The sequence below is a fragment of the Winogradskyella ouciana genome, from assembly GCF_009709615.1.
Taxonomy (GTDB): Bacteria; Bacteroidota; Bacteroidia; order Flavobacteriales; family Flavobacteriaceae; genus Winogradskyella; species Winogradskyella ouciana.
In genome coordinates this window covers 1-25,513 of the sequence record NZ_WJYA01000010.1, presented here as the reverse complement: position 1 = coordinate 25,513, position 25,513 = coordinate 1, and the positions used below count along the sequence as shown (strand labels likewise).

The 25,513-nt window shown below is 34.7% G+C and carries 27 protein-coding genes and 2 tRNA genes; 14 read left to right on the top strand and 15 right to left on the bottom strand.

The features are described 5' to 3' along the window. Nucleotides 1–134 precede the first annotated feature (134 nt). Nucleotides 135–208 (bottom strand) — tRNA-Arg (locus F1003_RS14990). A gap of 85 nt (nt 209–293) precedes the next feature. Here F1003_RS14990 and F1003_RS14985 point away from each other — a divergent pair. The 5 genes from F1003_RS14985 to F1003_RS14965 all read left to right on the top strand — a co-directional run bounded on the left by F1003_RS14985 (nt 294) and on the right by F1003_RS14965 (nt 4,246). Then, the gene (locus F1003_RS14985) at nt 294–929 is read left to right on the top strand and encodes a Crp/Fnr family transcriptional regulator (protein WP_155090253.1); all 636 of its coding nucleotides are present in this window, start codon (nt 294–296) and stop codon (nt 927–929) included. 57 nt (nt 930–986) lie between these two features. Then, nucleotides 987–1,544 (top strand): YeeE/YedE family protein, encoded by a 558-nt coding sequence (locus tag F1003_RS14980; protein ID WP_155090252.1) that lies wholly within the window; start codon nt 987–989, stop codon nt 1,542–1,544. Between the two features lie 2 nt (nt 1,545–1,546). Next, nucleotides 1,547–1,963, top strand: a complete 417-nt coding sequence (locus F1003_RS14975; protein WP_155090251.1) for a DUF6691 family protein — start codon at nt 1,547–1,549, stop codon at nt 1,961–1,963. Continuing rightward, complete coding sequence (locus F1003_RS14970; protein WP_155090250.1) at nt 1,964–2,767, top strand: sulfite exporter TauE/SafE family protein; 804 nt, start codon at nt 1,964–1,966, stop codon at nt 2,765–2,767. Between the two features lie 72 nt (nt 2,768–2,839). Next, nucleotides 2,840–4,246, top strand: a complete 1,407-nt coding sequence (locus tag F1003_RS14965; RefSeq protein ID WP_155090249.1) for an MBL fold metallo-hydrolase — start codon at nt 2,840–2,842, stop codon at nt 4,244–4,246. A 46-nt stretch (nt 4,247–4,292) separates the two neighbouring features. Here F1003_RS14965 and F1003_RS14960 read toward each other — a convergent pair whose 3' ends face one another. The 8 genes from F1003_RS14960 to F1003_RS14925 form a co-directional block, all read right to left on the bottom strand. Continuing rightward, a complete protein-coding gene (locus F1003_RS14960) occupies nt 4,293–4,568 on the bottom strand; it encodes an ATP-dependent Clp protease adaptor ClpS (protein ID WP_155090248.1) in 276 nt (91 codons plus the stop codon). A 224-nt stretch (nt 4,569–4,792) separates the two neighbouring features. Beyond that, nucleotides 4,793–5,821, bottom strand: a complete 1,029-nt coding sequence (locus F1003_RS14955; RefSeq protein ID WP_155090247.1) for a M57 family metalloprotease — start codon at nt 5,819–5,821, stop codon at nt 4,793–4,795. 247 nt (nt 5,822–6,068) lie between these two features. Beyond that, complete coding sequence (gene prmA / locus F1003_RS14950) at nt 6,069–6,908, bottom strand: 50S ribosomal protein L11 methyltransferase (protein ID WP_155090246.1); 840 nt, start codon at nt 6,906–6,908, stop codon at nt 6,069–6,071. Beyond that, nucleotides 6,909–7,658, bottom strand: coding sequence for a triose-phosphate isomerase (tpiA, locus tag F1003_RS14945; protein ID WP_155090245.1), 750 nt, complete (start codon nt 7,656–7,658; stop codon nt 6,909–6,911). A 62-nt stretch (nt 7,659–7,720) separates the two neighbouring features. After that, nucleotides 7,721–8,215: a TlpA family protein disulfide reductase gene (locus F1003_RS14940; RefSeq protein WP_235898396.1), complete on the bottom strand. Its 495-nt coding sequence runs from the start codon at nt 8,213–8,215 to the stop codon at nt 7,721–7,723. Between the two features lie 31 nt (nt 8,216–8,246). After that, complete coding sequence (locus tag F1003_RS14935; protein ID WP_155090243.1) at nt 8,247–9,323, bottom strand: ABC transporter permease; 1,077 nt, start codon at nt 9,321–9,323, stop codon at nt 8,247–8,249. 1 nt (nt 9,324) lies between these two features. Further along, nucleotides 9,325–10,419, bottom strand: coding sequence for a BT_3928 family protein (locus F1003_RS14930; RefSeq protein ID WP_155090242.1), 1,095 nt, complete (start codon nt 10,417–10,419; stop codon nt 9,325–9,327). Nucleotides 10,420–10,505: 86 nt separating this feature from the next. Beyond that, entirely contained in the window at nt 10,506–11,048 is a 543-nt protein-coding gene (locus F1003_RS14925) for a DUF1599 domain-containing protein (protein WP_155090241.1), read from the bottom strand. Nucleotides 11,049–11,191: 143 nt separating this feature from the next. On the opposite strand from F1003_RS14925, the gene folP reads away from it, so the two are divergent. From folP to F1003_RS14900, 5 genes are read left to right on the top strand one after another with little or no spacing between them, the layout of a single operon-like run. Next, a complete protein-coding gene (gene folP / locus F1003_RS14920; RefSeq protein ID WP_162306999.1) occupies nt 11,192–12,019 on the top strand; it encodes a dihydropteroate synthase in 828 nt (275 codons plus the stop codon). Then, nucleotides 12,020–12,703, top strand: a complete 684-nt coding sequence (locus F1003_RS14915; RefSeq protein ID WP_155090239.1) for a hypothetical protein — start codon at nt 12,020–12,022, stop codon at nt 12,701–12,703. Between the two features lie 34 nt (nt 12,704–12,737). Further along, a complete protein-coding gene (gene cdaA, locus F1003_RS14910; RefSeq protein ID WP_155090238.1) occupies nt 12,738–13,520 on the top strand; it encodes a diadenylate cyclase CdaA in 783 nt (260 codons plus the stop codon). Then, nucleotides 13,520–14,308, top strand: a complete 789-nt coding sequence (locus F1003_RS14905) for a DUF3667 domain-containing protein (RefSeq protein WP_155090237.1) — start codon at nt 13,520–13,522, stop codon at nt 14,306–14,308. The genes cdaA and F1003_RS14905 overlap by 1 nt, the downstream gene beginning before the upstream one ends. After that, nucleotides 14,305–15,090 (top strand): DUF3667 domain-containing protein, encoded by a 786-nt coding sequence (locus tag F1003_RS14900; RefSeq protein WP_155090236.1) that lies wholly within the window; start codon nt 14,305–14,307, stop codon nt 15,088–15,090. The genes F1003_RS14905 and F1003_RS14900 overlap by 4 nt, the downstream gene beginning before the upstream one ends. A gap of 7 nt (nt 15,091–15,097) precedes the next feature. Here F1003_RS14900 and F1003_RS14895 read toward each other — a convergent pair whose 3' ends face one another. Together F1003_RS14895 and truA are read right to left on the bottom strand one after the other, a co-directional pair. Continuing rightward, a complete protein-coding gene (locus F1003_RS14895) occupies nt 15,098–16,867 on the bottom strand; it encodes an ABC transporter ATP-binding protein (RefSeq protein ID WP_155090235.1) in 1,770 nt (589 codons plus the stop codon). 29 nt (nt 16,868–16,896) lie between these two features. Further along, complete coding sequence (gene truA, locus F1003_RS14890; RefSeq protein WP_155090234.1) at nt 16,897–17,643, bottom strand: tRNA pseudouridine(38-40) synthase TruA; 747 nt, start codon at nt 17,641–17,643, stop codon at nt 16,897–16,899. A gap of 117 nt (nt 17,644–17,760) precedes the next feature. Here truA and F1003_RS14885 point away from each other — a divergent pair, with 117 nt between their 5' ends. Next, on the top strand, nt 17,761–18,255 hold the full coding sequence (locus F1003_RS14885) for a metallophosphoesterase family protein (RefSeq protein ID WP_162306993.1): 495 nt from the start codon (nt 17,761–17,763) through the stop codon (nt 18,253–18,255). Nucleotides 18,256–18,316: 61 nt separating this feature from the next. Here the strand turns inward: F1003_RS14885 and F1003_RS14880 are convergent, their stop codons facing one another. Then, nucleotides 18,317–18,727: a DUF4293 domain-containing protein gene (locus F1003_RS14880; RefSeq protein ID WP_155090233.1), complete on the bottom strand. Its 411-nt coding sequence runs from the start codon at nt 18,725–18,727 to the stop codon at nt 18,317–18,319. A 206-nt stretch (nt 18,728–18,933) separates the two neighbouring features. On the opposite strand from F1003_RS14880, the gene rho reads away from it, so the two are divergent. Then, a complete protein-coding gene (gene rho / locus F1003_RS14875; RefSeq protein ID WP_155090232.1) occupies nt 18,934–20,547 on the top strand; it encodes a transcription termination factor Rho in 1,614 nt (537 codons plus the stop codon). Between the two features lie 140 nt (nt 20,548–20,687). Here rho and rpsT read toward each other — a convergent pair whose 3' ends face one another. From rpsT to proS, 3 genes are all read right to left on the bottom strand, one after another. Further along, nucleotides 20,688–20,939: a 30S ribosomal protein S20 gene (gene rpsT / locus F1003_RS14870; RefSeq protein WP_155090231.1), complete on the bottom strand. Its 252-nt coding sequence runs from the start codon at nt 20,937–20,939 to the stop codon at nt 20,688–20,690. 24 nt (nt 20,940–20,963) lie between these two features. Then, nucleotides 20,964–21,035, bottom strand: a tRNA-Glu gene (locus tag F1003_RS14865). Between the two features lie 109 nt (nt 21,036–21,144). Beyond that, on the bottom strand, nt 21,145–22,623 hold the full coding sequence (proS, locus tag F1003_RS14860; RefSeq protein WP_155090230.1) for a proline--tRNA ligase: 1,479 nt from the start codon (nt 22,621–22,623) through the stop codon (nt 21,145–21,147). A gap of 100 nt (nt 22,624–22,723) precedes the next feature. Between proS and F1003_RS14855 the strand changes: the two genes are divergently transcribed. Further along, nucleotides 22,724–23,800 (top strand): hypothetical protein, encoded by a 1,077-nt coding sequence (locus tag F1003_RS14855; protein WP_155090229.1) that lies wholly within the window; start codon nt 22,724–22,726, stop codon nt 23,798–23,800. A 38-nt stretch (nt 23,801–23,838) separates the two neighbouring features. Continuing rightward, a complete protein-coding gene (locus F1003_RS14850; protein ID WP_155090228.1) occupies nt 23,839–25,359 on the top strand; it encodes an OmpP1/FadL family transporter in 1,521 nt (506 codons plus the stop codon). The last annotated feature ends 154 nt before the right edge of the window (nt 25,360–25,513 follow it).

Sequence of the window (25,513 nt, the reverse complement as noted above, 5' to 3'; positions counted from 1 at the left end):
ACAAATTGAACCTGGTAAACATCCCTTATCGTCTTTAAGGAATTATAATAAAAAATTTAGTGAATTCTATAAAAAACAAAAGCAAGCTATATTTCTTAGCTTGCTTTATTTTCAACTTTTTGTTGATTTAGTCGTGACCTCGACAGGATTCAAACCTGTAACCTTCTGAGCCGTAATCAGATGCGCTATTCAGTTGCGCCACGAGGCCGTTTTTAAGTGGGTGCAAATATAAGACATTTATTAAAAAACAACCAAACTATTTATTTCAAAATTGTAATCCTTATTTTTGAATCATGATTACTAAAGAATCACTTCAACCGTTTCATTACTTATTTGATTCCGACATTCTTGAGCGCATTGCAAGTGTTGCCTTGCCCAAAACTTACAAGAAACACGATATTATCATAGATATAGGGCAAGACCTTAATTATATACCACTTTTAATCAATGGAAATATAAAAGTACTGCGCGAAGATGAAGACGGAAACGAATTATTGCTCTATGTTTTAGAAAGCGGAGATACTTGCGCAATGTCATTGACTTGCTGCATGGCTAAATCCAAAAGTAAGATTAGAGCCGTTGCAGATGAAGATGTCTCGGTATTAATGATACCTATTGATAATATGAAATTGTGGTTTAACACCAATGAAAGCTGGCGTAACTTTATTTTGTTGAGCTATCAGGTTAGATTTGATGAAATGCTTGAAACTATAGATACCTTAGCTTTTATGAAAATGGATAAACGCGTTCATAAATACCTCAAAGATCAAGTTAAGTTGACGGCTTCCAAAACTTTAAAAGTAACACATCAAGAAATTGCTGAAGATTTGCATACTTCTAGAGTAGTAATTTCTAGGCTTTTGAAACAATTGGAAAAGGAAAAAAGAATTGAACTCGGTAGAAATAGAATTACGGTTTTAGACTTTTAGTAACTTTTGTAACATTGACTAAGCTACAGAACTCTATTTTTGCTTCAAAATAAAACTATGGAATATATATTACAACCTTGGCCTTGGTACGTATCTGGGCCATTAATAGCCATTGTAATGTTTCTTCTACTCTACTTCGGAAGAACATTCGGTATGTCATCTAACCTCAGAACGCTCTGTGCCATTGGTGGAGCTGGTAAAAAAGTAGAGTTCTTTAAGTTTGATTGGAAAAGTCAACGTTGGAATTTAGTCGTGGTCCTTGGAGCTATTCTTGGTGGTTTTATTGCGCATTTTTTATTGTCCAACCCAACCAACATTGATTTGAGTCAAAATACAATTCAAGATTTGAAAACACTTGGTTTTGAAAATGCAGGAAAAAGTCTGCTACCACCAGAATTATTCAGTTGGGATGCGGTCTTTACCATTAAAGGCTTTTTGATACTTATCATTGGCGGTTTTCTAGTTGGGTTTGGCACGCGTTATGCTGGTGGCTGTACATCTGGGCACGCTATCACGGGTCTAAGCAGTTTGCAATTACCTTCGCTTATTGCCGTAGTTGGTTTTTTCTTAGGAGGTTTAATTATGATTCATTTCATCTATCCAATACTATTTTAAAAATGGGAAAGTATATAAAGTTTTTTTTAGTCGGCATTTTATTCGGAATTGTATTGGTAAAGTCTGAAGCCGTTTCATGGTACCGCATTTTTGAAATGTTTAAGTTTCAGTCTTTTCATATGTACGGCATCATTGGCACTGCGGTTGCAACTGGTGTAATATTACTATTGATTTCAAAATACAGAAGGATAAAAACGATGGAAGGCTCAACTTTAAAAGTCCCCTTAAAACAGAAAGGGTTTTCAAGATATATTATAGGAGGCACCATTTTTGGGTTAGGATGGGCTTTAGCTGGTGCATGCCCAGGACCAATGTATATCCTAATTGGTACAGGTGTATTTTCAATATTAATCGTCATAGCCGCTGCACTATTAGGGACTTATGTTTACGGCTTACTAAAAGACAAACTACCGCACTAAATGGAATTCACTGAAATATTAGGATATGTTGGTGCATTGGTGGTTGGGCTTGTATTGGGCTTAATTGGTGGTGGAGGATCTATTTTGACTGTACCTATTTTAGTATACCTTATTGGGCTGAACCCTATTGTAGCTACAGCTTATTCCCTTTTTGTGGTAGGAGTAACGTCTATAATTGGGGCATTTCAAAATTTTAAAAAGGGATTGGTGGATGCAAAAACGGCGGTCATTTTTGCCGTACCAGCTTTTATAGCTGTATATCTTACCAGACGCTATTTAGTACAGATGATTCCGGAGGAAGTACTTAGTATCGGAGATTTTGTTGTTACCAATTCTATATTTATTATGGTTTTGTTTGCAGTGATAATGTTACTTGCAAGCTTTTCCATGATAAGAAACAAGCGTAAAGAATTAACCAATACTGATAACGATATACAATCATTTAATTATCCGCTCATTGCCGCAGAAGGACTTGTAGTAGGTATACTTACAGGCTTGGTTGGTGCTGGTGGTGGTTTTTTAATAATTCCTGCATTAGTACTTTTAGCTAAGTTGCCCATGAAAAAAGCAGTGGGCACTTCACTTTTAATTATTGCTGTAAAATCCTTAATTGGATTCCTTGGCGATATCCCAAACATAGACATCGATTGGAATTTCCTTCTACTCTTTACCGCGATATCTATTATAGGAATAGTTTTAGGAGTTTACCTTTCAAAATTTATTAGTGGTAAAAAACTCAAAAAAGGATTTGGTTATTTTACGCTTATAATGGCTATCTATATTATATACAAAGAGTTATTTTAAAGCTGTGTAATAAATGTCACAAACAGAGGTGTGAAGTTTTGTAACTTTGTACTATTCAAAAAAACAACAGATATGAAAATAGAACAATTATATACAGGATGTCTTGCACAAGGTGCATATTATATTGAATCTGATGGTGAAGTTGCAATAATTGATCCATTACGAGAAACGCAACAATATATAGACAAAGCAAAAGCGAATAATGCAAAAATAAAATACATACTAGAAACCCATTTCCACGCTGATTTTGTGTCTGGCCACGTCGATTTAGCAAAGAAAACTGGTGCAACCATAGTTTTTGGACCTGGAGCCTCTACTGAGTATGATATTCACTCAGCTAAAGATGGTGAAGAATTAAAAATAGGGAAACTTACCATAAAAGTATTACACACGCCTGGACACACTTTAGAGTCAACTACCTATTTATTGAAAGACGAAAACGGTAAAGACCACGCTATATTTTCTGGTGATACTTTGTTTTTAGGAGATGTAGGGAGACCAGATTTAGCCATAAAATCTGATGTTACAAAAGAAGATTTGGCAGGAATGCTTTATGATTCGCTGCGACATAAAATTATGCCTTTGGCTGATGACGTTATTGTTTACCCAGCGCATGGAGCTGGTTCTGCGTGTGGTAAAAACCTAAGCAAAGAAACTGTTGGCGTATTAGGAGAGCAAAAGAAAACCAACTACGCTTTAAGAGAGGACATGAGCAAGGAAGAATTCATAAAAGAAGTGCTTGATGGTATCGCGCCACCACCACAATATTTTGCAAAAAATGCCATGATGAACAAAGTAGGCTATGATGCTTTTGACACCGTCTTAAATACAGGTGATATTCCTTTAAACCCAGAAGAATTTGAAGCTATGGCAAATCATGAATCTGCTTTGGTTTTAGACGTAAGACCACAGGGCGAATTTGTAAAAGGCCATATCCCAAATTCAATTTTTATTGGTCTCAACGGTTCTTTTGCTCCTTGGGTTGGTGCACTGATTACAGACATAAAACAACCAATAGTGTTGGTTGTACCAGAGGGCAAGTCAGCTGAAGCCGTAACGCGATTATCTCGTGTGGGTTATGACAATACTTTAGGTTATCTAGAAGGTGGCATTGAAGCATGGAAAGCTGCCGGAAAAGACATTGAAACCCTAGAGTCTATAACAGCCGATGAATTTGCAGATAGAGCAAAAGAAAATGACATCAATATCCTTGATGTGCGAAAAGATGGTGAATACCAATCCATGCATTTAGAAAATGCACAACATCTCTCCCTGGATTTTATCAATGAAAAAATGAATGAAGTCAATAAAGACAAAACATATTACATACACTGTGCTGGTGGTTATCGCTCAGTGATTGCTGCTTCGATTTTAAAAGCAAGAGGATTTGACAAACTTGTGGATATCGCTGGTGGTTTTGGTGCCATTAAGAAAACGGATTTACCAACAACAGATTTTGTTTGTCCTTCTACTTTGTAATTTGATAACAATACAAAAATAAAAAGGTTGCATTTGCAACCTTTTTTTATACAATTTCAGCACTTAAACCAGCTTGAAGAAGTTTAGAACAACGTGGTTTTAAATCATCATAAGAGCCTGTTTTGACAGTACACTTCCCTTTATAATGTACAATAATAGCACATTGCTCTGCTTGTTCTGGCACATGGTCGCAAGCATAAATTAGGGTATCAATGACATGATCAAAGGTATTGACATCATCATTGAATAAAACGATTTCATTTTGTTTTAATACGTCTTCTTCGAGAAGTAGTTCTTCGGATTGTTTTTCTTTTATGCCCATTGGGATTAGGTATTTAAGCTAATTTAAAAAAAATTCAATTTAAAAACGAAAAAGAATACTATATAGACATAATTGAAATGTTAAAACTTCAATTTTAAACATAACTTGTAAGAACTCCATGACAGGACTTTGTTTTAATTTGAAATTCTACCAATAAAAAATGGGTTACTTACTAGTAAGCAACCCATTAATAATTTGGTGACAAAAAATATTGTTCTAACTACTTAGTTACAAGGACCGAGATAATTCCATCCACTAGAAGTTCGTTCGTACAAACTTCCATTATAAGTTACGCGATCACCAGGACTGTAACTTGTACCACTATTCCACGCAGGCACTCCATCACATGGACCAGAGGTTGATTGTGAATACAGATATTCTAATGCTGTGATATCATTTCCATTAAATTCACCATCTGCACTAGTAGAAAAACATGCCTGCATAATCGATGTAACGTCCGTACCTGTTGGAGTACCTGGTATGTGCACTGCCCCATTAGAACCTTGTCCTTCGTTATTATAAGAACCACAACTTGCACGGTCAAACCAATCTGAATGACGGAAACCAACCGAGTGACCAATTTCATGTGTAATCACATGCTCGTTCACATTAGTTGAAAACTGCTCTATACCATAAATCTGAATATATTTATGTGGCTGCCCACTTGAATTAGGAAACCCTGCTACACCTCCAGTACCGTTAGGATTATTAACCGTGTTGTCATAAACTACCATATCCGCTGCTTGATGATTGGTACCAAAGGTTAGGTTAAATTGCAGAGTTGTATTAAGATTGTTGTAGTTGTCTACCGCATACTGCAAAGCTGTGCGAGCCTTACTACTTAAAGCTTGACTACCACCTGTATATCCTAAAATATCAATGGTAAGATAAGCTCCCTCTACAAGATTATAGGTACTATATTGGCGCCCTTCAGCACCACCACCAATTAAATCATTAAGGTCTTCAAATGTAAAAGTGATATCACTGCCTATATAAATGCGTTCTTCTATTGTACCATCAGGCAAATGAAAATCGCCTCTAGACACAATACCAGCATCAATATCCAAAGCCGATATGGCTTCGAGCAGGTCGGCATCTGTAACTAAGGTTCTGTTATCTAAATTATTCATGTTAATAATCATATCTTCTTGAAAATTAGAAGTGTCATCGATATTTTCGTCCTTTTCACAAGCTGTAAATACCAGTGTAAAAACTGAAAAGGCAATTGCTAAATATTTTAATGGTTTTTTCATTTTTAAAATGTTTAAATTAGTTGAATTGTTTTATACGTTTACGTAAACAATTGCATAGGTAAATCTGGGTCGATACGTATCGATGTATCAACAGAAAATCTGCTACAATTAAAATAATATTATTTGTATAAATATACGTAGAAAAGAGAAACTTAGATTACGGAAAAACCACACTTTTTTATATTTTTATGTTAAATTAACACAAAATATTGAGGATTACTTAAAAAATAATGTAATAAATTAAGAATTATTCAATTTTAAACTGAGCAGCCATCCATCTGTTTTTAAGAGTTTTATCTTCGAAAATTAAATTATTTTCGAGGCATTTTTGGGTAATAAGTTCTAAATCATCCTCGTAAAAACCACTTAAGAAAAGTTTCCCGCTTTTATTCAAACTTTTTGCATAAGCAGGTATATCTTGGAGTAAGATATTTCTATTGATGTTTGCAATAATACAGTCATATTTTTGATTCTGTAGAAAGGAAACATCTCCTTCATGTACTGAAATATTTTCACATTGGTTGCGCTCTACATTTTCTAAGCTATTAACATAACACCAATTATCAATATCAACAGCATCTAATTTGGTGGCTCCAACTTTTTCTGCCAAAATTGCCAAAACACCAGTTCCGCAACCCATATCCAAAACCGATTTGCCCTTAAAATCGTTCTTTAAGATATGTTGAATCATCATGTGTGTGGTTTCATGATGTCCAGTACCAAAACTCATTTTAGGCTCGATAATTAAATCATATTTAGTGTTTGGCTTGTCATGAAAAGGCGCACGAACAGTTACTAAATCATCAACAACTATGGGCTTAAAATTCTTTTCCCATTCGGCATTCCAGTTGGTTTGTTCTATTTCATTGAACTCGTATGTGATCTTAAACTCATTAGAATTTAAAATATGGATATCATCGAGAATATTCTTATTCCAATCCTCTTTTTGAATGTAGGCCGTTACACCAGAATTGTTTTCAACAAAACTTTCAAAACCTGCATAACCTAATTCTGCAATCAGGATTTCCGTTGCTGGTTGTAGTGGTTCGACTTTAAAATCGTAGCCTATGTAGGTGGTGTTAGACATTTAAAACGCATTTACAATTGCGTAAAAATCCTCAGCTTTTAGTGAAGCTCCTCCGATTAAACCACCATCTACATCTGGCTTAGAAAAAATCTCCTTTGCATTGTTTGGTTTAACACTACCTCCATAAAGAATAGATACTGAGTTAGCGACATCATTACCATATTTATTTGATAACGTTTTTCTAATAAAGGCATGCATGTCTTGTGCTTGCTCTGGAGTTGCAGTTTCTCCTGTTCCAATAGCCCAAACAGGTTCATAAGCTAGAACAATGTTCTTAAAAGCATCGGCTCCCAAATGAAACAATGCATTTTTTATTTGGCTCTCAACGACTGCTTCCTCTTTTCCCGCTTTACGATCTGCTAATTCTTCACCGAAACAAAAAATCACTCGCATTTCATTATTTAGTGCGGCATCAACTTTCTTTGCCAAAGACTCATCCGTTTCATTAAAGTAAGCTCGACGTTCACTATGTCCTAAAATGACCGTTTGAATGCCTACACTTTTCAGCATACTTGCACTCACTTCACCTGTATAGGCACCATTTTCCGCAAAATGCATATTCTGCGCAATCACCTCTATATCCTCTTGCCTCAAAGCTTCAAAAGCGTGCCATAAGTTTGTAAATGTTGGCGCTATCATCACCTCGGCATCAGAAGTTTGGGTTTGTTGCTTTAAATCGGTGATCAGAGCTTTGGTTTCTGATAGTTGATTATTCATTTTCCAGTTTCCGGCTACAATATGTTTTCTCATAATAATGAAAGTTGTTAATTTAAATACGGTTCTAAGCTACTCCTTGGAATAAACAAAAGTAATTATTTTAATACTTCTATGATGTTTTTGTCGTCTGCTTCTATGGCTTTAAATAGTTTGATGTTTCCTTCAGCATCCACAACCATATATCTCGGAATCCAATCGAGGTCTAAAAAATCACCAAATGGACCATCCCAATCCGATTGCATATAGTAATGTTCTCCTTCAATTTTAAACCTATCGATTCCTTTTTTCCAAAGTTCTTGTTTTCTATCCAATGATAGAAACAGAAAGGTTACATCTGGGAATTTTTTCTGTAATTTTTTGACTTTAGGCATTCCTTCTATACAATCGCGACACCATGTTGCCCAAACATCAATGACTATTTGCCTGCCTTCATACTGCTTTATAACATCTTTGAACTGAACAGATTCACCTTCTAGAGAAATAAAGGTGTCATTCATCGCAGCTTCCGAAAATATTGTTGGCGTTTCTGTATGGCAACCCAATAGCATAACCAAAACGATTAAGATAATATTCATATGTATGTGTTTCATTGAGTTCAAATTCTAATACTAATTGATAGATTTAAGACAACTTAACCCTTGGGTCGAGCCATGCATACATAACATCAACTAAAATATTGATGGTGATAAATACGATGGCGATAACCAAAACAGCACCCATAATAACAGGCAAATCTAGAGTATTCAATGCATTTACGATTTCTTTTCCTAAACCGTTCCAACCGAAGATGTACTCCACAAAAACCGCACCAGCCAACATCGAAGCAAACCAACCAGAAATTGCCGTTACAACAGGATTCAATGCATTTTTTACAGCATGTTTTTTTATGACTTGATATTCACTTAAACCCTTGGCTCTTGCTGTCCTAATATATTCCTGACCCATAACTTCTAATAATGAATTTCGCATCAGCTGAATTACAACTGCCAATGGACGAATACCTAAAACTAAGGCCGGAAGTATTAAGTTTTTCCATTGAATGGTCATTTTTTCACCAAAGTCATCTAGCTCATATAAACTCCCTGTCATTTCAAGATTGGTGTATTTATGCAGCACAAACCCAAAGAACCACGCAAATAAAATAGCACTAAAAAAAGATGGTACACTCATACCAAATGTGCTTAAAACCTGAATGGATTTATCTATCCAAGTATCTTTATATAATGCTGAAATGATTCCGAATATAATTCCTATAATAATAGCAATTATGATTGCTGAAACGGCTAAAACAAAAGTGTTGGGAATGGTTTCTCCAATGACTTCGGTTACTTTTTTACCTTGTTTGGTAAAAGACTCCCTTAGATATGGCGTTTTAATAACCGTAGTGGTACTCCCTAAACTGAACAGTTTTGAAGCATTGTATTTATTTGGAGTTAAATGCGTATAATCGTTCGAGCTATTAGAATGAAAAGATATTGGCGATAAATCATTAAGGTAATATAAAAACTGTGTTCCCAACGGTTTATCAAAACCATACTTTTTCTTTACAGCTTCAACCTGCTCAGCAGTTTGGTTTTGTCCTAGCATCATTTTGGCAGGGTCGCCAGGTAATATGGTAAACAAAAAGAAAATAACCGTAACCACACCAATTAAGGTGATGAAGGCGTAGAATAGTTTATTTACGAGATATTTTATCAAATTAAAGTTCTATATCCTCAATATCATTCCAATGTGACTTATCAACCACAGTACCTTTGTCAAGGATAACAATTCCAGGATTAGAGCGTACAATGGTCTTAATCACTTTTTCGTCGCACAGGTAAAAGTCAAAATTAAGGTTGTGGTCTTGCTTTACTTGTTGTTTTTCAGTTTCACCAGATGATGTTAAACCGATAACGGTATAACCTTTGGCCATAGCTTTGTCCGTAAATGCTTTTAGCTTAACTACTCCGTCCTCTTCGGCTTTTGAAATGTTATACATCGCTACAATTAACAGGTTTTCCATGTCCAAAAAATGCGACGTTAAATCTTCATCTACAGACTCAATTGAAAAATCCTGTATTGGTGGAATATAGCCTTCGTCAATGGTTTCGGTTTCTACACCAATATACTCTCCATCAACTTGGGGATAACTACCATTTGTAACAAACTCTTGCTCTTCACCGTTCACTTTAAATGTCCACGTGTATTCTAATATAGGTTTCTGTGCATCCTCTGGAATGGTCATTTGTTCTTTGATGTTTTTCCCAATAGCATATGCCCTAAAATCTATTGCAGGTAAGTGCATCAATACATGGTACCCAAACCAAAGTGATGCTATAAAACTGAGTAAAGCTATTACTGTAGTTGGCAGTTTAGTGAATATGGGTTTAATGTGTTTTAATCCGTACACCAATATTAAAATCAACACCAAAAGAATGACGTCTTTAGTAAAACTCTCCCAAGGTGTCAGTTTTAAAGCGTCACCAAAGCAACCACAATCTTTTACTTTATCAAAATATGCCGAATAAAACGTTAGAAATGTAAAAAACACAATCATTGCCAATAAACTATAGACTGTGAATTTTGGCTTGTAACCAATTAGAAGAAACACTCCCAAAACCACTTCAAAGACTACAACAAATACAGAAATCAATAATGCATACGGAATTAAGAATTCCATGTTTAAAACATCTTCTCCAAAGTATTCTTGAAGTTTGTATGAAAAGCCCAAAGGGTCATTCAGTTTTATAAATCCTGAAATGATAAACAGGGCTCCGACTAATATTCTGCTTATTTGAACTAAATACTTCATATTTTTTTGTCATTCCTGCGTAGGCAGGAATCTAATTGTTTTTTTTTAAAATTTATAATGGATTCCTGCCTTCGCAGGAATGACAATTATTCACCTTCTCCCAAATGAATCATGGCGAAAACCGCATAATTTATCATGTCTTGATAATTAGCATCAATACCTTCACTAACAATAGTTTTGCCCGCGTTATCTTCAATCTGCTTTACGCGCAATAATTTTTGAAGGATTAAATCCGTTAGGGAACTTACACGCATATCGCGCCATGCTTCACCATAATCATGGTTTTTGTTCATCATCAATTGTTTGGTCAACGCAATTTTCTCATCATAAAGTTGAGCGGCTTCATCAGTGTTCATATCAGGTTGTTCTACTACACCTTTTTCCAATTGAATTAAAGCCATTATACAATAATTAATAATGCCAATAAACTCGCTTACTTCACCTTCATCAACCTTTCTAACTGCATTTTGTTGCAAACTACGAATACGTTGTGCCTTTATAAAAATTTGATCCGTAAGTGATGGTAATCTCAAAATTCTCCAGGCACTACCATAATCACTCATTTTATTTACAAAAAGCGCTCTGCATTTGGCGACAACAGCATCGTATTGTTTTGATGTATCTTGCATCTAAAAACTATTATTATTTTGCGTAAATTTCGCTTATTTAGTCCAAAGTTCAAAGTTACGCGTTCAATGTTTTTATAAGCATTTACGAATTTGGAAATATGTTAATAACTTTGAGTCTTAAATTTAAAATCTTGAACCATCCAATAACCATAAACTGCAAAGGCAAATTAATTGACCTATCCTCACCTAAAGTGATGGGTATTCTTAATGTTACACCAGATTCTTTTTATGATGGCGGCACATACAAAGTTGAATCTGAGATTCTGAAACAAGTGGAGACTATGCTCAGTGAAGGTGCTACTTTTATTGATGTTGGTGGTTACAGTTCGCGACCTGGCGCAGATGAAGTCAGCGAACAGGAAGAACTAAAGCGTGTGGTGCCTATTGTGGAATTAATCTTGAAACATTTTACGGATACTTTAATCTCTGTGGACACTTTTAGAAGTGAAGTTGCCAAACAAAGTATAGAAGCAGGTGCTGCCATGGTGAATGATATTTCAGCAGGAAAACTTGATGACAACATGATGTCAACGGTTGGAAAATTAGGTGTACCCTACATTATGATGCACATGAAAGGGAATCCACAAACCATGCAACAGCAAACGGATTATGACGATTTGTTAATGGACATCAATTTCTATTTTGCTGAACGGATTGCCGCTGCACATAAGGCAAAAATCAACGACATCATCATAGATCCTGGATTTGGATTTGCTAAAACCTTAGAACAAAACTACAAGCTGCTCAACCATATGGAATTGCTTCAAATTACGGACCAACCGATCTTAGCTGGTGTCTCAAGAAAGTCCATGATTTATAAAACACTAGGCACAACTGCAGACAATGCACTTAACGGTACAACTGCTTTACATATGATAGCTTTAGAAAAAGGGACGAAAATTCTTCGGGCACATGATGTTAAGGAAGCTGTGGAATGTGTCACACTTTTTAACCAACTTAAGACCAAATAAATGAAGCGTTACATATACCTACTATTTATTTTATTTCTGCTAAATTGTGATAACGAACGCATTGTACAATTACCAGAAATTGAAAATGCTAAAATTACAGAGGTTAAGGATGTATCACCAGCTTATATTTTTTATGACGAAACCCAACCAGACTCAACACTTTTTAACAGAAAGAACCTCATTGGAACAACAAATTGGTTAGTTAACGTGGATAAACGCTTAACACTAAAACAAGCCATACCACATATTCAGTATTTACAAGACAAACGCAAAAAAGCATCTATGCACAAAAATGAAGATGCCAAGAATTACTTTACTTGTAATGATACTAGTATGGGGAGTTTAGGGTTTGTTGAGTTTACGGATGTAAATTATATAATTGATATTAACTCCCTAGAGTTCAATGAAATTTTTAATAGTGAAAACAAATTAGCACTTATCCACTTTATTTCAAATGATTTTGTTTCTGTATCAGATTTTTATAATGATCAACAAACAGAGGGTGACATCATGAAAATTGATTCATTTTTAAGAAGTAAGTCTTTTAACAAAAAAAATGATAATAAAATACAATTGGTTTTTTATAAAGATATAAGCTTTCAACAATATATTAGATTAAGATATAAACTTAGTCAGGTTTTAAATGATAAATCCGAAATAAGTAATGTTGAAATCATTTATTAACTTAAATTCTTAAATTAGCAAAAACCGTTAACCTTTGGAAAACTTACAACTTTGGGATTTTAGATTTATAGATTTTGTAGATGTCTTCCTTGTTGCCATACTACTCTATTACATCTATAAACTGGTTAAAGGCACGGTTGCCATCAATATTTTTATTGGTATTCTTATTATCTATTTTGCATGGAGACTTACAGATTACCTGCAAATGCAAATGCTTTACAGCATTTTTGATGGCTTTATGAAAGTGGGTATTATTGCACTTATTGTGGTCTTTCAGCCAGAAATCAGAAAGTTTTTGCTACTCGTAGGTTCTACCAATATTGGTGGTAAAAAGGGAATTTTTAAAAACTTTAAATTCCTAAAAAACGATGACCAAACCACCACAGATGTAGATGCTATTATTAATGCCTGCAATAGAATGGGAACCACAAATACTGGAGCGCTCATAGTGATAGAACGTAATAATAATCTCGATTTTTTGACCAACACTGGTGACTCCATGAATATTCTGGTTTCACAACCCATTATAGAAAGCATCTTTTTTAAAAACAGCCCATTACACGATGGTGCAATTATCATTGACAATAATGTTGTAAAAGCAACTCGAGTTATTCTGCCTGTAAATAATGAAAAGAATATTCCAGAACGTTTTGGATTGCGACACAGAGCTGCAGTTGGTATCACCGAAAAAACTGATGCTTTGGCTATTGCAGTTAGCGAAGAAACCGGGCAAATCTCATATATAAAGAATGGAGAGTTTGTAATGTTTAAGGACACTGATGACCTTATTAAAAAAATTAAACAAGATCTAGTTTAGTGAATTGTAAAAATTGCAATAAGGACCTACGTGAAACTCAAAAATTCTGCGATGAGTGTGGTGCTAAAGTGATTCAGAATCGTTTGACTCCAAAGGTGCTTGCTGCACAGGTTAATGAACAGTTTATCTCAATTGACAATAAGTTTTTTAGAACGTTTATTGATTTATTCAAGAAACCTGAAACAGTCATTGAGGGATACATTAATGGTACACGGAAGAAATATATTGATGTACTTCAGTATTTTGCAATTTCCTTGACTCTTGCTGGTATTCAGGTTTTTTTAATGACCACTTTTTTTAGGGAGGCCTTAGAGTTCGATTCCGAATTTCTAAACACCATTGCCAACACACCTGGTAATGAACATAATCCTTTTTTAAATTCAGGTTTTGATGGCATGACTAATTACCAAGGTCTCATATATATAATAATGGTTCCTTTTTCAGCTTTAGGGTCTTGGACTGTTTATTATTTTTTCGGAGATAAGCGCTATAATTTTACCGAGCATATGGTCATTAATTTGTATTATTCTGCTCAAATAATAATTATTACTGCTGTTTTCAGTATTTTATTCCTAGTTTTTGGATTAAACTATTTGATCGTTTCTGCGATTATAACTCTACCAACGTTTATTTATTTTGGGTTCGTTCTAAAACGAGTATTTAAAGAAAGTTTTTGGGAAACTACAGCAAAATTCATATTGGTAATGTTAGTCTATTTACTTGCATTTATACTCCTTATGCTTATAATTGGATTAATAATAGGAATCGTAATCGCATTAAATAAGTGAATTGTAAAAATTGCCATACCGACTTACATGAAAATGACGATTACTGCAAAAGCTGTGGCGGAAAAGTCATTAGAAAACGATTATCCTTTAAGAATCTGTTTGAGCATTTAAGCGAAACATTTTTCAATTATGATAACAAACTACTTAGAACATTTGTTCAGCTCATTAAAAATCCTGAAGATGTCATCGTCGGTTACATCAATGGTGTTAGAAAGAAATATATTAACCCAATAAGCTTTTTTGGGCTATCGCTAACATTATCTGGTCTTTCTATTTTTATAATTAAAAAATTCTACTTAGAACACTTTGATTTTTCAAAAATGTTTGAAGAAATAACAGTGAATCAAGATGTAATGGCAAATAACACTTTTGAAGGTGTTTTAGAGTACAATTCACTGTTTTATGCTTTTCTTATTCCGCTCTTCGCGTTAATTTCTTGGGTAGTCTTTCTTAATAAGAAATATAATTTCACCGAACATATTATAATCTATCTCTACTCCATTTCCTTTTTGAGCATACTTTTTGTATTGATAGCACAAGTGGTATTGATTGTCGCACCAGAGAGCTATATGTCCTTTAGCTTTCTGTCATGGCCATTAATGTTTATATATAATTGCTATATATTAACACGTATTTTTAAACTTTCTTTCTGGGACTTAATTTTAAGGTCTATAATTTTCTTTGCCTTGTTCTTTGTCGCCTACATCATTATTTCATTCGCAGTTTTCTTTATTATGTTAGGGACTGGAGCAATAAATCTAGAAGATTTTAGACCAAAATAACAAAAGATTAAACGGCCTCTGCCTTTAAAAACTGTACTTCATAAAGGTTCTTATAGTATCCATCTTTCTTTTTAAGAAGTGATTTGTGAGTGCCCATTTCAACAATCTGCCCAGCATCCATAACAATGATTTTATCCGCTTGCTGAATAGTAGCCAAGCGATGCGCTATCACAATAGACGTTCTACCTTTGGTTATAGTATCCGTAGCATCTTGTATCAATTGCTCTGAATAGGAATCTACAGAAGATGTTGCTTCATCCAAGATTAAAATACTTGGATTGGTAACGTAAGCCCTTAAGAATGAAATCAATTGACGTTGACCTGAAGACAGCATCACACCACGTTCCTTAACATTATAATGATAACCACCTGGAAGTGATGTAATAAATTCATGAATACCTATAGCTTTTGCTGCCGTTACAACATCTTCTTCAGTTATGTACTCATTGTTTAAGGTGATATTGTTTAGAATCGTGTCTGCAAATAAAAACACATCTTGAAGCACCACAGCAATTTGGTTTCGCAATGAGCTTAGGGTCATCTCCTTAATATCTGTATTATCAATCTTTATGGTACCAGAATTAATTTCATAAAAACGATTCAACAAATTAATAATCGTAGATTTACCTGCACCTGTTGCTCCAACAATGGCAACTGTTTCACCTGCTTCAACATTAAATGAAACACCTTTTAGAACCTCTTCGTCTTTTATATACGAGAATCTAACATTATCAAATTCTATATCTCCTTTAAAATGATTGGCCTCTAACGTACCAGCATCATCGATATTGGATTTGGTATCCAACACTCTAAAGACGCGATCCGCTGCAACCATACCCATTTGTAACGTATTGAATTTATTCGCGATTTGGTTCAATGGTCTAAACAATAATGGAATAAACATGGTAAAAGCGATTAAATCACCCATTGAAGCCGTTTGCCCAACTACCGTATTTAATCCACCGATCCAAATCACGGCTCCCATAGTTAATGATGATACAAATTCAGCTATAGGAAAGAAAATAGAATTGTACCAAACCGTTTTTAACCATCCTTTTTTATGTCGCTCGTTGATCTGTTTAAACTTTCTATATTCAGTAGTTTCACGCGTAAACAATTGCAAAATTTTCATTCCGGTAACACGCTCTTGCACGAAGGAGTTCAAATTAGAAACTTCAGTGCGTACATCTTCAAAAGCGCGTTTCATATACTTCTGAAATATTTTTGTAGCAATGACAATAATTGGAAGTGTGGTAAATACTATAAGTGCCAATTTCCAATTCATGTAAAACATCACACCAGCAACAACAACCATCTTTAGAATATCACTAAATATCATAAAGAGACCTTGTCCAAAAATATCAGCAATACGCTCCATATCAGTTACTGCTCTTGTAATGAGAACTCCAACAGAAGATTTATCAAAATAGGTCATTTTAAATTTTAGGATATGCTTAAATAATTTTACACGAATATCCTTAACAACAGATTGCCCTAACCAACTCGCATAATAGATAAACAGCAATTGTGAAATGACTTCAAGAATCAGAAGCACCAGCATTGCAGCCACATAGAGCACAAAACCATCGTATTTTCTTTCCGCTATTTGAGTATCTATGGCTTGTTGCAGCACATAAGGCCTTAAAGCACCAAAAGCTGCGAGCCCGATGACACAAACCAATGAAATAATAAAAACATTTCTGTATGGTTTTATGTACTGTAGCAATCGCTTGAAGAGCGATACATCAAATATTTTTTTCTTACTTGCTTCTGCCATCTTTAGTTTCCGCAAAGGCGGAAATCCCTTTAATTAATTTTTATACTATCCGGATAAACAATCTCAACCAAATATAATCCATGTGCAGGAACCGAAAAACCCGCTTTGCCTCTATCTTTAGAAGCTATAATTTTATGTAAATCGTCTGGTTGTAATTTTCCTAAACCAATATTTACCATTGTGCCAACAATTGCCCTAACCATATTGCGCAAAAAACGATTTGCTGAAATCGTAAATACAAGCTGATCAGAATTTTTAGTCCAATAGGCTTCCTTTATATCACAATTATACGTTTTTACATCTGTATTACTCTTAGAAAAGCATTGAAAATCTTTATAATCAAATAAGATTTTGCAAGCTTCATTCATAGCATCAACATTTAATGGCATATGCATTTGATAAGTAAAATCATAATCAAATACGTTTTTTGATGTAGAAACCTTATAATTATAAGTTCTACTTATAGCATCAAAACGCGCATGGGCCTCTTGCGCTACCTTAAAAACAGAATGAATTGCCACATCCTTTGGTAAAAACGAATTCAATTTATAAACTAAATCATTAGGTTCAAAATTGCCATCAAAATCAAAATGAGCAAACATCTGTGAAGCATGCACACCTGTATCGGTTCTGCCTGCTCCTGTGATACTGATGTTGTTTTTTAAAATAGTACTCAATGCTTTTTCCAAAACCTCTTGCACACTAATTGCGTTTGGCTGATTTTGCCACCCATGATAAGCTTTGCCGTTGTATGAAAGTTCGATGAAAAATCGCAATAGAAATCTTACTTTTGTGAAAAGACAAAGATAAAGTTTTAGTTGCTAAAGAAATCTTAAATTAAAAGAGATTCCCAAAGTCGTGGGAATAATAAATACTGAAATAAATTCAGCCAGGTGAAAAAAATACTCCTTTTATCAGACACACATAGCTACATAGATGACGCAATTCTTAATCATGTAAAACAAGCTGATGAAGTATGGCACGCTGGCGACATTGGAGATTTATCAGTAACCGATAATATTAAAAAACTGAAACCGCTTCGTGCCGTTTATGGTAATATTGATGATGCTAAAGCAAGAAGAGAGTTCCCATTACATAACAGGTTTAAATGTGAGGAGGTAGATGTTTGGATAACTCATATTGGTGGTTATCCTCCAAAATATAACAATAATGTTAGAGAGGAACTCAAAAATAATCCACCAGATTTATTTATTTGTGGGCATTCCCATATTCTAAAGGTTATGCCAGATAAAAAACTAAACCTTCTGCACATCAATCCCGGAGCAGTTGGTAAACATGGGTTTCACAAAGCCAGAACCATGTTACGGTTTAAGATTGACGGAAAGGATATAAGGGACTTGGAAGTTATTGAGTTTGATAGGCGATAAAATTAAAAAACCCAGACGGCAGCGTCTGGGTTCTTCACACTAATATACTAAGATTTTAGGTTCATCGTAATCGATCTACAGATTTTACGAGATCTTCGTCCTTTTTTATAGCCTTGTTAGCCAAGACTAAACACACAATAGAAAAAATAGGAAGAAGAATCCCAATACCTTTCTCAGAAACGTTAGTTTCTCCAGATAAATTTAGAGATTGATAAACAAAGATTCCTAGTAAAATAAAGTTTAATATTATATTAAGTCGTCCCAACATAAATTGAGATTTTCTGTTTTTAAATCTAAAAATAGACACTATTGAAAAGAAAGCTGATGCTAAAAACAATCCAAATACATAGTTTATGTCATCGGCAAACACCTTAGCACCTTCCATATTTGTCCATAAATGAAACACATAGATGAGTCCAGCAGAGATACCAGCAGCTAAAAATAAATAGAGTGTCTGTATGCGTTGTATCATTATCTTTATTAAAAAAGCAACGCAAAATTAGTAGTTTATTTTTTAAAAAGATAAATATTATTGAAAATAAAGTTGTATAATTGCAATAGAAAGAAGTAACACTCTGGGTTGCATCTATCTAATCTTCCAAATTAATTTCACTTTTTTTCTTTTTATTTCATTTAGAAAATCTTGAATTAATAATATCAAAATTATAATACATACGAATGTTTGAAATTTCACAGTTAAAAGCTAAGAAGCTTCCTGAGTTACAGGATATAGCTAAACAACTAAGCGTACCAAAATACCGCAGTTTAAAAAAATTAGACCTGGTTTATCAAATTCTTGATTACCAAGCAGCAAATCCTGAAGCAGTAAAAGCTAAGGCAGAACCTGACAACTCACAACCTAAAAAACAAACCAAGCCTCAACAAAAGCGAGCAAGAGTTCAGGATAAGCCTCAAGACACTAAAGATCAAAAACCTTCAGATTCTTCTGATAAGAAAGAGGAAACCAAACCTAAGGACAACAAACCTAGTAACGATAGGTCTAACAATAAGAGGCAGGACAATAAGTCTAACGATCGTAATGACGACAATAGACGTTCTAACAGCAACCAAAAAAACGATAACAGACAAAATCGTAATAAGGACAACCGGAATAATAATTCAAAGAACAATGGTAACAAGGATAACAGAAACCGTTATCGTGAACCAGATTTTGAATTTGATGCTATTATTGAAAGTGAAGGTGTTTTAGACATTATGCAAGATGGTTATGGTTTTTTACGATCATCTGATTATAACTATTTAACATCTCCTGATGACATCTATGTGTCTCAGTCTCAAATTAGATTATTTGGACTTAAAAAAGGGGATACAGTTCTTGGTCATGTAAGACCACCAAAAGAAGGTGAGAAATATTTCCCCTTAATAAAAGTGAGTAAAATAAATGGTCAAGACCCTAATGTGGTCAGAGATCGTGTCGCTTTTGAGCATCTAACACCTTTATTCCCTAAGGAAAAATTTAATCTTGCCGATAGACAAAGTACTATTTCTACCAGAATTATGGACTTGTTTGCACCAATAGGTAAAGGACAGCGTGGTATGATTGTATCACAGCCAAAAACTGGTAAAACCATGTTGCTTAAGGATGTTGCAAATGCAATAGCAGCTAATCATCCTGAAGTATATCAAATGATATTACTTATAGATGAGCGTCCTGAAGAGGTTACCGATATGCAACGTAATGTACGTGGTGAGGTAATCGCCTCAACTTTTGATAAAGAAGCGCACGAACATGTGAAGATTGCAGATATCGTTCTTGAAAAAGCAAAACGCTTGGTAGAATGTGGTCACGATGTAGTGATTCTTTTAGATTCTATTACTCGTTTAGCAAGAGCTTACAACACAGTACAGCCGGCTTCTGGTAAAATCTTATCAGGTGGTGTTGATGCTAATGCACTTCACAGACCAAAACGATTCTTTGGTGCGGCACGTAATATTGAAAATGGTGGGTCATTAACTATCATTGCAACAGCATTGACGGAAACAGGTTCTAAAATGGATGAAGTTATCTTTGAAGAATTTAAAGGAACTGGTAATATGGAACTTCAACTAGATCGCAAGATATCTAACAGAAGAATTTTCCCAGCTATTGATCTAACATCATCAAGTACTAGACGAGATGATTTATTACTAGACGAAAATACGATTCAAAGAATGTGGGTAATGCGTAAGTATCTTGCTGATATGAATCCTGTAGAAGCTATGGAGTTTATTAATGATAGATTTAAACAGACAAGAAACAATGAAGAGTTCCTTATTTCTATGAATGGATAGAACTTTTCTTTATTATATGTAATAGAAAAACCTTAAACTTAATTGTTTAAGGTTTTTTTATTGGATTTATTATACAAACAAGGTAACAAAAAAGCCTCCTCAAAATGAGAAGGCTTTAGATATCTTAGTGGTTTCTGCAATTATAATGCAGCAACATGTTTAGTTAATTGAGACTTTAAATTAGCTGCTTTATTAGAATGAATAACATTCTTCTTTGCTAACTTATCAATCATACTATGTACAGAAGGTAACATTTTTTTTGCTTCTTTAGCATCAGTTACTTCTCGTAATTTTTTTATAGCACTACGAGTAGTTTTGTGCTGATATCTGTTAAGCACTCTTCTTCTTTCGTTACTTCTAATTCTTTTTAAAGCTGACTTATGATTTGCCATTTTATTTTTTCTTATTAAAAATTGTAGCCCGTAGGGGAATCGAACCCCTCTTACCAGGATGAAAACCTGGCGTCCTAGCCGATAGACGAACGGGCCATTTGGTTATTTACTTATTTAAATGAACCAACAATGTTTCCATTGCGGATGCAAAAATACAACTATTTTTAAATGTTGCAACTACTAGTATATATTTTTTGAAAAAAAATTAATATGCCTTAGCAAAAAGTACACGTTGACTAGACGGATTTCCCGTAAGTACACATTCTCCAGACTCTTTTTTATTGTCTATTGGAATGCATCTTATAGTTGCCTTGGTCAATTCTTTTATTTTTTGTTCGGTTTCAGCCGTACCATCCCAATGTGCTGAAATGAATCCTGATTTGTTTTTCAAAACTTTTTTAAACTCTTCAAAATCATCGACCTCTGTTATATGAGTATCTCTATAGTTTAATGCTTTAGTAAATAAGCTTTCCTGAATTTCCTCAAGTAAATCTTCTACAACTACATTTATTCTATCTAAGATTACTGTTTCCTTAGTAAATGTATCACGCCTTGCAACTTCTACCGTTTCATCTTCAAGATCTTTTGGCCCTATAGCAATTCTTAATGGTACTCCCTGCAATTCATGTTGTGCAAATTTGGCACCTGGTCTTAGTGTATCTCTTTTATCAAACTTAACACTGATGTTACGTTCTTTTAAATCACTTATAATTTCATCTGCCACTTCGCTGATCGCATCAAATTGTTCCTCATTCTTATATATAGGTACAATAACAACTTGATATGGTGCTAAGTTTGGTGGTAAAACTAAACCTTTATCATCACTATGTGTCATTATTAAAGCTCCCATCAACCTTGTTGAAACTCCCCAAGATGTAGCCCAAACATAATCTTGTTTACCCTCTTTATTTGTGAATTTAACATCAAAAGCTTTAGCGAAATTTTGCCCTAAGAAGTGTGATGTCCCAGCCTGAAGCGCCTTACCATCTTGCATCAATGCTTCTATACACATGGTTTCTTCTGCACCCGCAAAACGTTCACTTTCAGTTTTTAAACCTTGTATTACAGGAATAGCCATAAAATTCTCAGCAAATTTTGCGTATATACCATTAATTAACCTAGTCTCCTCCCAAGCTTCATCTTTTGTAGCGTGTGCCGTATGACCTTCTTGCCATAAAAACTCAGCAGTTCGAAGAAATAATCTAGTTCTCATTTCCCAACGAACTACGTTTGCCCATTGATTCACTAAGATTGGCAAATCTCTATAACTCTGTATCCAACCTTTATAGGTACTCCAAATAATGGCTTCACTTGTTGGTCTTACCACAAGCTCTTCCTCTAATTTGGCTTCTGGATCAACTCTAAGTTTTCCCTCATTATCTGGATCATTCTGTAATCTATAATGTGTTACCACAGCACATTCCTTGGCAAAACCTTCTGCATTTTTCTCTTCCGCCTCAAACAAACTTTTAGGCACAAACAATGGAAAATAAGCATTTTGATGGCCAGTTTCCTTGAACATTCTATCCAATTCCGCTTGCATTTTTTCCCAAATTGCATAACCATAAGGCTTTATTACCATGCAACCTCTAACGGCTGAATTTTCAGCTAAATCGGCTTTTACAACCAATTCATTATACCATTTTGAATAATCTTCAGCTCTACTCGTAAGATTTTTGCTCATTTTTAGTGTTTTGGCACAAATATTGTGACTATGTTAAATAAAGAAATAGTTCAGCAAAACTAACTATTTTTGCTATGTTCAACAATAAAATAAAAGAGATATGCAATTTAAGACATTTACAAAACAAAAATTGCCATTTTTTGTTGCACTCGGCTTAATGGCCGTGTTAACTTCATGTGGTTCATTTCAATATGCAGGATACGATAACGATGGTATCTATGCTACTGATGATTATGATGACACCTATGTTGAACGACCAATAGTAGCTACGACTTCTACTGAGGACTCAAATTATTATAAAAATTACTTTGCTGAAAATTCTGCACAACTCGATGCAGCTACAGAAGAAAGTGAAATTTTTACCGATATAGATTCCTACGAAGGCAATTATGTAGAAAGAGCTCAAGATACTTTAGAGCAACGACCTGTTTATGGTGGTTGGGGACAAAACAGTTCAGTTACAATAAATATTATAGACAATGGTTGGTACGGATTTGGTATCAATGACCCATGGTTCTACGGCTATGGCTATAACTGGGGTTGGGGACGACCTTGGGGTTGGAATCGATGGGGCTGGAACAACTGGGGCTGGAATGCTGGTTGGGCTTACGGCTGGAATAACTGGGGTTGGAACGCTGGTTGGGGCTGGGGTTGGAACAATTGGGGCTGGAATGCTTGGTGTCCACCAGGATACAACAATTGGGCTTGGAATGGATACTATGGGAATAATAGTCTAGCTTATAATGGTGGCAGAAGAGGTTCATTGTTAAACAACAATAATTTAACTCGTAGAAACAGAAGTAATGCTGCAATCTCGAGTAGAGATTATTCTACACGAAGACTGTCTAGGGCAGCAAATACCACAAGAACGAATAGAGGTAATACTGTAAGGAGAGGCAATTCTTCAACTAGTAGCGTAGGTACAAGAGTTACTAGACCTTCTAGGAGTGTCAGAAGTTCTTCAAACACAAGAAGCAATACGAGAATTACTAGACCGTCTAGGAGTACCAGATCATCTGGTTCTGTTAGATCAAGTAGGAGTACTAGGTCTTCAGGTTCTGTTAGGTCAACAAGAAGTTCTTCTTCTAGATCTTCCGGTAGTGTACGTTCTTCCAGCAGTTCTAGATCATCAAGCGGGTCTAGGTCGTCTGGAGGAGGAAGACGTGGTAGAGGGTAAATCATAGTTTTAATTCCAAAAATTTAAAAAAATTACTTATGAAAAAATTACTTATGCTTTGCATAGGCTTGGCGAGCACATCTTATATTTTAGCTCAGGACATTACTGATGCTGTGCGCTATTCAATGGATGAAATTCAAGGAACTGCTCGCTTTAGAGCTATGAGCGGTGCTTTTGGGGCACTAGGGGGAGATATGTCCAGTGTCAATATCAATCCCGCTGGATCTGCTATATTTAACAATAGCCACGCTTCGCTTTCTTTTGGTTTATTCAATAAGGAGGATGATATAACTTATTTTAACGGAACAAATTCATCTTCAAATTCTAATTTCGACATTAATCAACTTGGTGCAACTTTAGTATTTAACAATACCAATATAAGCTCCCCTTGGAAAAATTTCACTCTTAGTGCAGCCTATGACAGGTCTGCAGACTTTGACGATGATTGGGTGGCTAGTGGAGTCAACCCAAACACAAGTATTGTTGAGTACTTTTATCAAAATGCGACAGGAAAGAGGTTAGATGAAATTTCTGCTTTTCCAGGCGAAACTTTATCCGAAGCCTATTCTGAAATTGGTTCATTCTACGGATTTGATCATCAGCAGGCTTTTTTAGGATTTGAAGGCTTTTTAATTGATCCTGTTGAAGACACAGATGAAAACACTGATTACATAAGAAACATAAACGGTACAGATTTTAATCAACAATATGCCTATGCCAGTAGAGGTTACAATGGAAAATTAGCTTTTAATTTTGCAACAAATTATGATGATAAATTCTATTTTGGTTTAAATCTTAATTCACATTTTATCAATTATGAGCGTACTACGTTTTTTAGTGAATCTAACAATAATGCATCATCTTCAGTTACCAATGTAGATTTTGAAAACAATCTTCTTACAACTGGTAGTGGATTTTCGTTTCAACTTGGTGGTATTGCAAAACTAACAGAAGAATTTAGAGTTGGTTTATCTTATAATTCCCCTACATGGTATAGAATATCTGAAGAAACTTCTCAATATCTTGCCACAACGAGAATTGAAGATGGCTCTAGTGTAAATCAAATCATTAACCCAAATGTGATAAACATTTTTCCAGAATATAGATTACAAACTCCAGGAAAACTTACAGGTAGTTTAGCTTACGTCTTTGGTAAACAGGGTTTATTAAGTTTTGACTATTCAGTAAAAGACTATAGCTCTACTAAGTTTAGACCTACCTCTGACATTTATTTCTCCGGTTTGAATAATGCTATTAGTGATGTATTAGACACTTCTGTATCCTATAGGTTAGGGGGTGAATACAGATACAAACAATTAAGTTTTAGAGGTGGATATCGCTTTGAAGAAAGTCCTTATAAGGATGATACTTTTTTTGGTGATTTAACAGGATATTCTCTTGGTCTAGGATATAGCTTTGGAGACTTTAATTTAGATGTTGCTTTCAGTCAATCTGAACGTGATACAAATTATCAGTTATACAATGTAGGCTTAACAGATTCTGCACTAATACAATCAAAGTTTACAGACGTAATTTTAACCTTAGGGTTTAGAATTTAAAATACTTTACAGATTAAGAAGAAATAAAAAGCCTGAACAAATATGTTCAGGCTTTTACTTGTTATGTATTATTAATAATTATCGTTTCAAGGTAAAATGGGCTCTGAACTCCTTTCTCTGTCCGTTGGTCGGTTCGTCGTACTCAATGGTGAAC

Bases quoted from the DNA above. Each gene is read 5' to 3' on its own strand.
- F1003_RS14985 (WP_155090253.1), top strand. From the start codon at position 294: ATGATTACTAAAGAATCACTTCAACCGTTTCATTACTTATTTGATTCC.
- F1003_RS14980 (WP_155090252.1), top strand. From the start codon at position 987: ATGGAATATATATTACAACCTTGGCCTTGGTACGTATCTGGGCCATTA.
- F1003_RS14975 (WP_155090251.1), top strand. From the start codon at position 1,547: ATGGGAAAGTATATAAAGTTTTTTTTAGTCGGCATTTTATTCGGAATT.
- F1003_RS14970 (WP_155090250.1), top strand. From the start codon at position 1,964: ATGGAATTCACTGAAATATTAGGATATGTTGGTGCATTGGTGGTTGGG.
- F1003_RS14965 (WP_155090249.1), top strand. From the start codon at position 2,840: ATGAAAATAGAACAATTATATACAGGATGTCTTGCACAAGGTGCATAT.
- F1003_RS14960 (WP_155090248.1), bottom strand. From the start codon at position 4,568: ATGGGCATAAAAGAAAAACAATCCGAAGAACTACTTCTCGAAGAAGAC.
- F1003_RS14955 (WP_155090247.1), bottom strand. From the start codon at position 5,821: ATGAAAAAACCATTAAAATATTTAGCAATTGCCTTTTCAGTTTTTACA.
- prmA (WP_155090246.1), bottom strand. From the start codon at position 6,908: ATGTCTAACACCACCTACATAGGCTACGATTTTAAAGTCGAACCACTA.
- tpiA (WP_155090245.1), bottom strand. From the start codon at position 7,658: ATGAGAAAACATATTGTAGCCGGAAACTGGAAAATGAATAATCAACTA.
- F1003_RS14940 (WP_235898396.1), bottom strand. From the start codon at position 8,215: ATGAAACACATACATATGAATATTATCTTAATCGTTTTGGTTATGCTA.
- F1003_RS14930 (WP_155090242.1), bottom strand. From the start codon at position 10,419: ATGAAGTATTTAGTTCAAATAAGCAGAATATTAGTCGGAGCCCTGTTT.
- F1003_RS14925 (WP_155090241.1), bottom strand. From the start codon at position 11,048: ATGCAAGATACATCAAAACAATACGATGCTGTTGTCGCCAAATGCAGA.
- F1003_RS14915 (WP_155090239.1), top strand. From the start codon at position 12,020: ATGAAGCGTTACATATACCTACTATTTATTTTATTTCTGCTAAATTGT.
- F1003_RS14895 (WP_155090235.1), bottom strand. From the start codon at position 16,867: ATGGCAGAAGCAAGTAAGAAAAAAATATTTGATGTATCGCTCTTCAAG.
- F1003_RS14880 (WP_155090233.1), bottom strand. From the start codon at position 18,727: ATGATACAACGCATACAGACACTCTATTTATTTTTAGCTGCTGGTATC.
- rho (WP_155090232.1), top strand. From the start codon at position 18,934: ATGTTTGAAATTTCACAGTTAAAAGCTAAGAAGCTTCCTGAGTTACAG.
- rpsT (WP_155090231.1), bottom strand. From the start codon at position 20,939: ATGGCAAATCATAAGTCAGCTTTAAAAAGAATTAGAAGTAACGAAAGA.
- proS (WP_155090230.1), bottom strand. From the start codon at position 22,623: ATGAGCAAAAATCTTACGAGTAGAGCTGAAGATTATTCAAAATGGTAT.
- F1003_RS14855 (WP_155090229.1), top strand. From the start codon at position 22,724: ATGCAATTTAAGACATTTACAAAACAAAAATTGCCATTTTTTGTTGCA.
- F1003_RS14850 (WP_155090228.1), top strand. From the start codon at position 23,839: ATGAAAAAATTACTTATGCTTTGCATAGGCTTGGCGAGCACATCTTAT.